The sequence below is a fragment of the Flavobacterium facile genome (assembly GCF_036321945.1).
In the GTDB taxonomy this organism is placed as follows: domain Bacteria; phylum Bacteroidota; class Bacteroidia; order Flavobacteriales; family Flavobacteriaceae; genus Flavobacterium; species Flavobacterium facile.
On sequence record NZ_JAZAYT010000034.1, the window covers coordinates 14,142 to 25,911 of the forward strand.

The 11,770-nt window shown below is 26.3% G+C and carries 14 protein-coding genes; all 14 read right to left on the reverse strand.

Annotation, left to right across the window (positions count from 1 at the left end; all coding sequences use genetic code 11):
- Positions 1-9: 9 nt before the first annotated feature.
- Entirely contained in the window at positions 10-1,962 is a 1,953-nt protein-coding gene (locus tag UEQ13_RS10590) for a DUF262 domain-containing protein (RefSeq protein ID WP_329806315.1), read from the reverse strand.
- Positions 1,963-1,966: 4 nt separating this feature from the next.
- A complete protein-coding gene (locus tag UEQ13_RS10595) occupies positions 1,967-3,295 on the reverse strand; it encodes a DUF262 domain-containing protein (protein ID WP_329806316.1) in 1,329 nt (442 codons plus the stop codon).
- Positions 3,296-3,318: 23 nt separating this feature from the next.
- Entirely contained in the window at positions 3,319-3,795 is a 477-nt protein-coding gene (locus UEQ13_RS10600) for a 3'-5' exonuclease (protein WP_329806317.1), read from the reverse strand.
- A gap of 1 nt (position 3,796) precedes the next feature.
- A complete protein-coding gene (locus UEQ13_RS10605; protein WP_329806318.1) occupies positions 3,797-4,693 on the reverse strand; it encodes a helix-turn-helix transcriptional regulator in 897 nt (298 codons plus the stop codon).
- Between the two features lie 67 nt (positions 4,694-4,760).
- Positions 4,761-4,916: a hypothetical protein gene (locus UEQ13_RS15515; protein ID WP_407934657.1), complete on the reverse strand. Its 156-nt coding sequence runs from the start codon at positions 4,914-4,916 to the stop codon at positions 4,761-4,763.
- A gap of 8 nt (positions 4,917-4,924) precedes the next feature.
- Positions 4,925-5,089, reverse strand: coding sequence for a hypothetical protein (locus UEQ13_RS10610; protein WP_329806319.1), 165 nt, complete (start codon positions 5,087-5,089; stop codon positions 4,925-4,927).
- 13 nt (positions 5,090-5,102) lie between these two features.
- The gene (locus UEQ13_RS10615) at positions 5,103-5,846 is read right to left on the reverse strand and encodes a DUF3307 domain-containing protein (RefSeq protein WP_329806320.1); all 744 of its coding nucleotides are present in this window, start codon (positions 5,844-5,846) and stop codon (positions 5,103-5,105) included.
- A 6-nt stretch (positions 5,847-5,852) separates the two neighbouring features.
- A complete protein-coding gene (locus tag UEQ13_RS10620) occupies positions 5,853-6,512 on the reverse strand; it encodes a hypothetical protein (protein WP_329806321.1) in 660 nt (219 codons plus the stop codon).
- A 312-nt stretch (positions 6,513-6,824) separates the two neighbouring features.
- A complete protein-coding gene (locus tag UEQ13_RS10625) occupies positions 6,825-7,031 on the reverse strand; it encodes a hypothetical protein (protein ID WP_329806322.1) in 207 nt (68 codons plus the stop codon).
- Between the two features lie 48 nt (positions 7,032-7,079).
- Positions 7,080-7,988, reverse strand: coding sequence for an OmpA family protein (locus UEQ13_RS10630; protein ID WP_329806323.1), 909 nt, complete (start codon positions 7,986-7,988; stop codon positions 7,080-7,082).
- Between the two features lie 14 nt (positions 7,989-8,002).
- Entirely contained in the window at positions 8,003-8,575 is a 573-nt protein-coding gene (locus UEQ13_RS10635; RefSeq protein ID WP_329806324.1) for a transcription elongation factor SPT4, read from the reverse strand.
- A 198-nt stretch (positions 8,576-8,773) separates the two neighbouring features.
- A complete protein-coding gene (locus UEQ13_RS10640) occupies positions 8,774-9,643 on the reverse strand; it encodes a hypothetical protein (RefSeq protein WP_329806325.1) in 870 nt (289 codons plus the stop codon).
- The gene (locus tag UEQ13_RS10645) at positions 9,640-10,365 is read right to left on the reverse strand and encodes a hypothetical protein (RefSeq protein WP_329806326.1); all 726 of its coding nucleotides are present in this window, start codon (positions 10,363-10,365) and stop codon (positions 9,640-9,642) included. The genes UEQ13_RS10640 and UEQ13_RS10645 overlap by 4 nt, the downstream gene beginning before the upstream one ends.
- A complete protein-coding gene (locus UEQ13_RS10650; RefSeq protein WP_329806327.1) occupies positions 10,358-11,770 on the reverse strand; it encodes a hypothetical protein in 1,413 nt (470 codons plus the stop codon). Before UEQ13_RS10650 ends, UEQ13_RS10645 begins: the two co-directional genes overlap by 8 nt.

Consider the following 11,770-nt stretch of genomic DNA (forward strand, 5'->3'; position numbering starts at 1 on the left):
TATTTGTATTTAATTTTTGTAATGTTCATTTAGTATTAAAATCATTTCTTCTTGATGTTGTTTAATTTGTTCGGTATTCCAATTAATACAATTAAAAATTTTAGCAGTTTTTAAAGAATCATAATATTCCTTTGCTTTAAATCTATCTTTTTTTACAATAAAACTATGATTACTATATTCTGAATTTTGTCCAACTGATAATAAAGCTAAATTGCCAATAGAATTTAACCAATCAATATCATCACCTAAATCATTAAGACTTATTTTGTATTCTTGATTTTGCGGAAAAACATGTTCAATAGAATTTTTTGAAGTAATTCGATATTTTTTATACTTAAGGTCATTTTTATCCCAATTTTTCCAAAGTAAATATTCTAATTTATAAAACCAGTAATGATCAAAACTAGTGCCTCTACTTATATTTAAATCTGAAGCTATTTTTTCAAAATTTGGCATCAAAAATTGATTATTTAAAATATTCCAAGTCATTTCTTTTTTGTTACCTGGAATCATAATATTGTCTATTTTTTCTAATTCTTTTAAAATAGAAACATCTGTTACTGTATGATTTTCAATTAAAAAACTTAAAAAAGGTGTTAACCAAAATTGAGTAGGCATATTATTAAAATACAAAACCGATTGTAACATTTGAATGCTTGAAAATTCTTTTTCGCTTCTTGAAAAATATGATTTATCGTTATTTTTAGAAGTATTGATATATGATAAAAGTAGTTTTTCATCTTCATCTGTACTTTCATCTTCGTCTTTTAACCATTTTACAATGTGTTTGTCAAAATTGTATCTGATTTGCCAGAGTAATTCAAAGAAATCTTTAACATTTTTACTGGTTACTTCTTCATTTTCATTTTTAAAAACTTGCTTCTCGTGGTCAAAAATTTCTAATAATTTCTTACTATCCATAGAAATAATATCATTATTTGAATGAATTTGTTTTTTGAAAATTCGCAAAGCGTGTAACAAAAACAAATTAAATGTGATAATAGAACGACATTCGGTATTACTATCAGATTTGTTTTTTGTTTTTATTTCTACGCTTGTATCAAATTCTATTATTTCTGAAATAGTAATAGCTTTTTCAATATTTAATTCTTCGAAATCCGAATTGTAATTGAATTTTTCTGCATTATATTTTTTAAAATCAATTTCAGTCACTTTGCTGGTGTCATATGGAAATGAAATTTTAACATTACTTTCAAAATAATTATTCATGTTTTCGCAAGCTTCCCAAATTTTTGCATAAATAATTCTTTTATCTTTTTCGATTATTTTATCTAATAGTCTAGCTTTAAGAATATCTGATTGTTGCAATTGTATACCGCTAGTTCCAAGTGCAACAAACAAGGCGTTTAAATCAGTATTATCGGGTGCTTCATTAAAAACAAACATCACTTTTTCATAGATATAATCTCCAAAAGCTTCCAAGTTTATTTTATTTTGGCTTGCTGTACTTGAATTTAAAATCCCTTTAATTGTCTCAATACCAGCAGCAATGTTTTTTAAAAATTCAAGTTTTTCAACATTTTCAAATCTTCTATGTGCTGAACCATCTAATTGCCCTTTTAGATATTCGTAAACTTCTTTTCTAATATCAAAATCAAAGCGAATGTCTTTGTTTTTTTCAATTCTTAAGTATTCGGTTAATTTCGTTTTAACATTTAATAATTCAAAACATAAAGAAATTAGCCAAAATGTTGTAAAACGTTGTTGTCCATCTATTACTTCATATTGATTGGGTTTGTTTTCATTATTTGATTTTATGGCATAAGTATTTCCAACAAAATATTCAGTTGTGTCAACTTCAAAATTATGTTTTAAATCTTCTAACAATTTTTTTATTTCTGTATCATCCCAAACATAAGGACGTTGATAAACAGGTATTAAAAATTCAAAGTTTTTTTCTACTATTGATTGTATATTGATTGTATTTGTTATAAAGTTCATCCAGTTATTTTTTTAGATAGTTTTTGATAGCGATTATTAAATCTTGGTCGTAATTTTCTTTTGAAATGGTTGTTTCAGCATTATTTTTAAAAAACAAATGGATTCTTTCATGAAAGCGTTGTTTTACTCCTGAAATTTCTTTAGTACTTATTTTCACTTCATAGGTTTTTAAGAAAATCAATATTTCTTCATAAGTATAAGCATTAAGTATCCGTTCAAAAATCAAGGTTTCTGTTATGTAATTTCTAACGGTTGCTTCATAAACTCTAGAAAGGTCATTTAATCGTAAACTATAAATAAAGCGAAAAAGATAAAGCGAAAATTCTAATACATTTTTCCTACCAAATCTGTCCACAAAGCACAGTAAAGCGAGTTGATAAAAATATCTTAAATCGACTGTACCATCAATAATATCTATAATTTTTTTATTGAAATATGAATATTTATTTTTAATTACTTCATCTGATTCAAACAAAAAATTATAATCATCAGTAAAATTCAACAAGTAATTTATATAATTAACACCTTGATTTAAAGGTTGTCTAATAGCGTATTTATCTGCGGTTATTGTATGTGTATTTTCTTCAATCTCTACAAAAGAATAACCAATATCTCTATTGCTTTTTTTAGTTTTATCAGCAAAATCATCAGTTAAAACGTTTTTCCATTTGTTATCATCTGTAAACTTATCTGGAACAAATTTAGATTTATTTAAATAATCCATTCGTCTAATTTTACTCAACATTCTGTTTACCGTTTCGAGGTTTTTTTGTTTTTTTTCCCATTTTAAAGCATATGAATTTCTTTCATCATTTTCAGAAATACTTCTTAAATGATGTGCTTTTAAAATATCGGTCCCACCCAATCTTTTTCCACCTGTATTTAAGGTTTCAAAAAAATTGTATGCCATATCTTCACTTTCTGTTATTACAATTGTTACATTTATTTTATCAAAATCTATTAAATTTAACTCTTCTTTTTTACTTTTAAAAGAGATATAATTTTCTTTAATATGATTTAAAGTTATTGGGTGATTATATGTAATATTATATTTTGAATTTACATTATTTACAATACTCAAAATTTGCATTGTGGTTATGCGTTGTTGTCCGTCAATAATATTGTATTTTTCACCATCGTAATGCAGTACAATACTTCCTAAATAAAAATTTGGCTTATTATCAATTCTGTTTTTATGTTCTGAAAATTGAAATAATAATTTATTTATTTCTCTTTCTGTCCACACATATGGTCTTTGGTATTCTGGAATGGCTAATTGATAATTACTTAACAAATTTTCTAGTGTTATGCTATCTACTTTAACTGCGTTCATAATTAATATTTTATAATTATTTTTTATCTATTTTTTAAAAATCTCAAATACAACTCCGCACATGCTCTAGCATCGCTCAAAGCATCATGATGATTCAGTGGAATGTTGTGTTCTTGGCACAAATTAGCCAAATTTGATTTATATATTTTATACGTGCAAAATTTAGTATACTCTGGTGTGGACATATTATAATATTCCAATGTTTTACTCAAAACTGGAAAATCAAAACCAAAACCATTATGAGCAATTACATTTTGGTTTTTAATATAGGGTTCTATCAGATGCCAAACTTGATTAAAAGTTGGAGATTGACGAGTATCTTTTGCTGAAATACCGTGAATAGTTGTAAAATTGGACCAATAATAATTATCAGGCGGTTGCACTAAAATATCTAGTTCTTTAGTAATAATACCATTTTCAACTCTAACAAGTCCAACTTGACAAATACTCCAACGGTAGCCTTGGGCGGTTTCGAAATCTATGGCTGTAAAAGTATGCATCTTATTTATATAGTTTTATCATATTTGTTACTCGGTCTTTGATGGTATTGCGTAATACTTCTGGTTCGATAACTTTTACTTCGGCACCAAATCGCATTAACTCCATAGTAAAATCATTCGTAGGATGAAGTAACAATTGAATTACCAATTTTTCTTGCGTATCAGTTATTATTTTTTGCGAACTATGCAAAGGAAATGATTTAATATAGTTTCCTTGTTGCCAAGAAAATTCCAATATTACCTTTTGTTCAGGTGCATAGGTTTCTACTCCAAAAGCATGTTTGTAGGCTTTTTCAACATCGAAAACAACGGGTTTAAATTTGGTGCCTGAAATTCTTAAATCTGAAATTCTATCGAAACCAAAATTCTTGATACTACCATCTTTGTTATCTTTAGCAATTAAATACCAACGATGTTGCGATTCTTTTATTGCAATTGGTTTAACTGTTCTCTGGGTAATTTCCATGTCCCAAAATTTGGTATGTGTAAATGTGATTTGAAAATTGTTTTGAATCGCGTATAAAATCCCACTTATTAAGTGGGTTCCAGATGCTTTTCGACTTTCCAAATAAATGCTTGTGCTAATTTTATCTCCTTCCTTAAGCGCTTGATGGATAGAAAAAGCTTCGACCATTCTGGATACGGAAGGATCTTCAATTTCCTCATCGATATAATAGACTTTGTCTTTTCGGTTATATTGAATCAATATTCCGAACAAATCGAAAATGTCTTTTTTATCTCTATCGAAAGTACGAATAGAAAACTCGAACTTATCATCTAAATCGTCATTTTCTAATCTTTGCATCACATATTTATGCAACTCTAAAAAGTCACTTGGCACCGTTTTTAATCGGTCAATAATGTATAAGTAGCGTTTATAAAATCCAACTTTTGCCATACTAAATTATTTATATTTTGCTAAAGTAGTATTTTACTCTGACAAAATGAGGCAGATAAAACCAAAGCTAATAAAAGATTATTTCTTTTTTTAAATTACACATGGGTTCAACTAAAAGCGTATTGGCTGAAACCGAAGTGTGCAATATTTTTTGTTTTTCGTTGGTCCAGTCCAACGTTAAAGCTCCTGGGTTTATTACTTCCAAACGGTCACTTAACAACATAACTTGTACTATTCCATTATTTGTATAATCTCTTTGGCAATGGCATTTAAAATGGCTTCCGATACAATTTCTTTTGGGATTTCATATTTTCCAGGAAATTCAATTTTTTCTGTTCGAGTTCCTACGGAATAATACAATTTTGACAATACGAAATCTACTGCTTGATCTAACAATTAAAATGCACTATCAACTCTTCAACAAACTTCTGCAAGCCAATCCAACTACTACCGCTATAAAAAAACTTAATAAAGTGCCTACCAATACATACTCCGTCTTTTTTCTACCTTCATCATCAGCGTCTTTGCTTATTCTTAAAATAGATTTACTTGCCAACAAAAAGCCTATTGCTTCGTACTGATTTAACAATATAAAAAGCAAAACCAAAAGTCTTTCCGAATACCCTATATATTTACCAGCATTTTTAAGACTATTGTCCTTTTTTATTTTTTTTCTAAAAGTGTCTGTTACTTTTCCTATTAGTATGCCTGTAGGTGATAATAAGGCCAAAATTGCTGTTATAATAAATAGATTTCTCTTTATCAGTACAACTTCTTTCAACCACAACAGGAAATTATCATAAGTAAATTGAAAAATCACCCATATCACTAACAGTACTCCAATGTGTAATAATTGGTCAATTAAAAATAAATCTCTTTTTTTTCTGCTCTTTTTTTCAGTAAGTTTTCCTTCTTGTTTTATTTTCCAGTAATCAATTATCCCATGAGTAATGGCTATGAGAAAAGCGGCTCTCCATTGAAACCATTCTCCTATTAATAACACAAGCGGAATAACAAACGCTACACACACATGCAACCAAAAGAATTTTGATGTGTGTTTATTTTCATTTTTATCTTCCACCCATTTTGTCGGTTGAAAAAAATAATCTGTCAACAAATGAGCCAACAGCAATTTTATAGCCAGTACTTCCATAAGTAGTTATAATTCTCTTCCTATTAATATCTCATAGCGTTCTAGCAAAGCCTCTATACCATACCATCCTGCTCTTTTTTTCCTCTGATTTACTGCTGATTGTGATATATTTAGTTTAAAAGCTATTTCTTTTTCTGTCATTCCCATTAATAAACAATACATCAATTCTGCCGAAGTGATATTCCAACTTAGCAGTATTTCATCAAGCAGTTTAAAAGCAACATTCAATTCTTCATCAAGCGCAATGGTATCACTTTTTAAAGTAAATATTGTTTTCTCTCTTTTCATTTCGTCAAGTGTTCTTCCTGAATGACTATAAGCCCTTCCCATTGACTCATCAACTAATGATCTTTTATTAGTAATATTACCTAGTCCAATAGCCATTCGTATGTCTATTATTGGTCTTTTTCTTTTATAAGAATCCGTTTCAAAAGTAATTTGAGTAACTGCTGCTTTTAATAACAACCCTATTTTTAAAGCCTCTTTCGGATTTTTTATTTCTACTTGTACTGAATCACCTCGATATATCTTAAAATTATTTTCAAGATTATCTCGCACACCCTCTATGCTTTCAAATAGTTTTTTTATTTCTATTAATACAACATTTTGTTGCTCCTCACCGAGCTTTGTATAGCCAATAATATCTGCACTTATAACCGCTTCCATACTCTTTTTTTTATTCGTTAGCAATTGCTGAGGTAATTGTAACCTATTAGCCACACGACTTATTTTTAACAAATATAAGTCTTAAAACTTATATTTTAAAATTATAAGCCTTAAAACTTATAAAAACACATTATAAGCCTCAAGGCTTATAATACAAATACTATATTTTTATTCCACCTTTAACCTCTCATCATAGGATAATGCATACAACTTGTAAACTAAAGTATTCAAAATATAATTCATTAACATTTTAATTAAGTTCTTATTGAATAACCTCAAAATTTGAATTGCTTTATACTATTCATTCTTGTATTACGCTATACAAGCATTTTCGTTTATCTTCTCGATGATGCTTATTACTTTGTGTGCTTCACTATCTTCAAATATTCCAATTAATCCCTGATCATTCATATCAGTGAATGGCGATTCAAATAACATACTTGGTTCGATGGTTCCATTTTTACTTGTTTTTAAAACCAATTTCTGGTCGTTCATTACTATTTGATGATTTCCTTCCATCTTTGAGTTAGTTGGTTTGGAAAGTCGGTTTTGATTACTATGTATCTTTTAATTGTTTAATAATTTTGATGGTCCAACAACAGAATAAATATAACAAACTCTTCTTTCCGGATCATTTTTTGTAGAAGCTGAAATACCTGGTGGTAATTTTTCACCATAACCTTTTGCGTTTATTTTCTTGAAGACAATGTTTAGTCTTTTGTTTTCTACTAGTTCAAAGAATCTATTTTCCAATTGTTTTTTTACTTCCAAAGCTCTATCTTTTGAAAGTGTTAAATTTAATTTAGAACCTCCAACTGCATCAGCATACCCATCTATATCGATAACTACCACAAATACATCATTTTCGAAAACACGTTCGTTGCAAGTGTTTAAATAGTTTTTCCATCCGTTAACTTCTATCTCAATAGAACTTGCTATTTCGTCTAATTCTTCTTTACCTCTTTTTGTTAAGTTAGACTTACCTGTATTAAATGAAACATCACCAAATATTTTATTAGTTTTAATTAATAACCTATTTGTACCATCAATCAGCTTACACTTTAAATCATTAATCTCAGTAAGAATTTCTATCATTTTTTGATGTGCATCAGTATCAGTGTTACTGATATTATTTAACCTACTTTCTAGTTGTTCAATTTGCCTGTTTATTTCTTCAATTTCTTTTTTAATTGCATTTGTAGTTTCTCCATCATTATTAATTTTTGGAATAGCAGCTAAATTAATTTTCTCTTTTCTTAATAATTCTGTAATTACCGCTTTTTCAACTACAACATTTTTTTTATTTAAAATATTAGTTTTTACATCACCACCATTATCATAATATTTTGGTTTGTAAGTTTTTACATCATTTCTATTTACAACTTCTCGAATATGATCATAATCTTTTAAAGTTAATGTTGAAGAGCAAGATATTGTTAAAAATACCAATGTAAGTATAACTAATATTTTTTTCATGAATGCTATTTTTTTTAAGGACATTTTTCTGTGAATTTAGTTTGAATTTGTGATGTGTTAAAACCATATTTATTTAAAAATGTAATAATACTATCTTGTTTACTACAAATAATTGCATACCTAGCTACTTCTGATTTATCTGGGAAGTTATTTGATAAATCATCATATATGTTTGAAGCCATTTCTTTTAATTCCGAGCTAGAACATTTTGTATAATTGGGTAAAATTTCTTTTACAAAAAACTTCGTTTTTAATTCGTTTGATTTTTTTTCAGAATATTCATTGAACAAACTACTTACGGAAATAGTTTTTGGAGTACTAGGCATTACAACTATTGTAGATTTATTACTTTTAACTATCTCGTTTTTATTATTTACAACTTCAATTACTTTAGGTTTTTGTTTTTCCAATAGTTCATTATTGTCAAACGAATCATTATTTTCTACTGTAGCTTCATTATTCTCAACTTTTGGATCCACTACAGTAGTTTCTTCCTGATTCATTAAATAATCGTAGATAAAAAACATACTTGCAAATAAAAGTACTGCACCTAAGATTACGAAAAGTCCGTTTTGGTTTGATTTCATATTATTATATAATATTTAATGTTTTTGTAATCGCATATAGAAAGCAAAAAATAAAAACACATATCAAAAATTTAATAATAATTTCAAAAACGTCTTCAAGTTTTGATAAAAATACTATTATTAGAATTAATAATACTAAAACTAATAGTATTAAAAATATTTCTGCTAAACTCATTTGTAATTATTTAATTGTTAATTTTATTTTTTTGGTGCATCTTTATTTACTTCTTCTTCCTTTTGTTTAGGTGTTTCAACCTTTTTTGCTAATTTACAAGGAAGATCTTCTTCTGCTACGTATGAAATATAGTTACTTTTTGCTTTTTCTATTATTTTAACTAAATAGGGGTATTTTGAATAACTATTTGCTTTTTTTAATTTTTCGAATTCGTTTTTTACTAAAGGATTTTCTGGGCGTCCTTTTTTAAATAATTCTTTCGATAATTCTTGTTTTAATTCGCATGTAAATTTTGAATAATTTTTTAAAACGCCACTAAAGTCAGATTTTTTCTTTTCTAAATTTGACCCCAAATCAAAAAATATTGAATCTAATTCTTTAATTAAATTATTAATTTTAACTTCATCAAACTTAGTAGCTATTGCTTCATCAAACTTTGGTTTAAAAGCAAATAATTTTAAATAACTGTAGTTAAAATTTAAAGCTTTTTCCGCTAATTGTTTGTCTTCAGAACTAGTTTTAGTACCTTTTATTATTCCCTTCAAAATAAGATTATAATTATGGTAAACATAATCATCTTCTTTCTCTAAATTCGTATTTTTAAAAACATTAATATCTTTAGAATACTTTTCTTTAAAATTACTTAAAAAGAATTTATCGTTTGTTAAATTAATAATTTCTATTAATTCTGCATTTTCATTTTTTATTTTTTCTATTATAATATTTGATTCATTAGATTTATTTTTGTTTTCTATTATTATTTCCAGTTCTTTAATTTTAGTATCTCTTAAAATTAATTCTTTTTTTAAGTCATTTTTGCTTAATTCATCGTACTTTGTATTTTGAGCATTTACATATACACTCAAAAACATAAGGAATATTATTTTTTTCATATATCTTTTCTTATTTCATCAAAATTAATTTCTGTTGTATCTACTGGAGAATTTAAATAATTAAATTCAAACTTATCAATATCGTCTTTTAATTGTTTTTTAATATTTTTAAATTTTTGCTGATTTTTATATTTTGAATCAAAACCAGGCATGTTTTCTATTTCATTTAGATATAACTTTAATTTATTTTCATTATAATTATAAATGTCACTTGTAAATGTTTTAATTTTATTAGGTAACGTTTCCGAATAATAACTGTATTTTATAAGTTGACCATTATAATAACTAATTTTTGCACTCGTAGCTGTTGCAGATTGTAATTGTTGTAAAAAACCTTTTACTTCATTTATTCCATATGTTGAATTGGATATCAAAAATTTTTCACATTCATTAAATACTTTTTTTTCTAACACATTATTTAATTCTAAAATTAAATTGTTTTTTGCATTAACCGTAATTAAATCATTACTATATGATGCATCAAATTCAGCTAACAAAGTTTGATAATTTTCTGGTTTATAGTTTTCCTTTTCAAACAACTTGATTTTTTCTTGTAGATTTTTGTAATTAGTAGTTGTTCCTTCATTTTCTTCTGTTCCAAAAACAGAATCAGGATTTTCCATAACCGTCATAATGCCAATGGCTAAAATGCCAAATAGGAATATACTTCCTAACATGGCTATATTTCTATTGTTTTTGAAAATGTTTTTAATTTTATCCATTATTATTCTTTTTATTAGGATTAAAATTTAAATTGTTACTATTTGAATTTATTTTATCTGTAGCTGAATTTGTTTTTTTATTTGATTCAACTGAATTACTTGTTTTTTTGTTTTGCTTAGGTTTTGTTACAGGTTTGTTTTCTTTTACTATTTCAGATACTTTTTCTGGAATTTCTTTTTTAGAAATATTTTCTAAAGCTAAAATAAATTTATTTTGTAAAGTGTCGTTAATATTTTCATTTTTAAAAATATCTGAAACAATTTCTTTATTAAAATCTAAAAATGGTTTTTTAGTTGTATTATTTATAAATGACCATTTTTTTCCTGCATATTTGAATTTGTATTTTTTTAAATTTTCTGGTTTTACAACGGAATATTCAAAATCAGTTCCAACTTTTTCTGTACTAAATTCAAACTTTATTTCATTTTTAGTTTTATTTATGGGAGAAGTTGGAGTACCAATTTGTATGTTTTGTTGTTTGATAACTTCAGGTTTAGAAAATTCCCAAGATAAATATCTTAAAATACCTAAAACAGAAATTATTAATAAAGTATAAATTACCGCATCATTATTTTTCTTTCTTCTATTTTTTGATGGATTTACTTTAGACTCTGGATTTTTAGGATATAAATTAATACCATTTATATTTGGTATATAGTTTTGGATTTGTTTTTCACCTCCTCTTTTGTATGAAATACTACTTTGTTTAGTAGTCCAAAGATTAAATTGTGAAGGATATGGTTTTTCTATTTCTATATCGTTTACTTTTAATAAATCTAATAAACTACTTGTATTTACCTTAGTTTTTAAATAGTTATTTTTTACTTCTTCCAAAGGGATCATTCTTTCAAAAACACCTTTTTGAGTTTTTTCTTCATCAAAAAGATACAAACATTTAGCCATTTTTATGCTTGGTTCGTTAAAGAAAACATTTAAAGGACTTTGGTTTTTAAAGGCGTAGGAATCTTTATTGAATCCTAATACTATATCGTTTTTGAAATCATTTGAATTATTAATTAAACTTTCAGAAATTCCTTCCGTTAAATCTGTAAAGTTTAAACTATTCATGTCATTATTCTGATAAAACTCTTTATATCTATCTTTTATATTGTTTAATAAACTTTGTATTTCATCTATATTCTTGTCTTTAGCAACAATAACACGAACAGCAAAAAAAGAACCAGCTCTATTTAAAAAGTCTTTAATATCTGATGAAATTAAAGAATATACTTTTAAATCATTATTTATTTGAATAGAATAAGCATCAGCAAAATCAGAAATATTAGCTTCATCTCTTAAAAAATCTTGAAATTTTTTATTTTCTGGTGCATATTGATTATAATCTCTTGGATATACAACTGCTAAACCACTTTCGGTTTGTTGGATAATAATTTTTACTTGCAT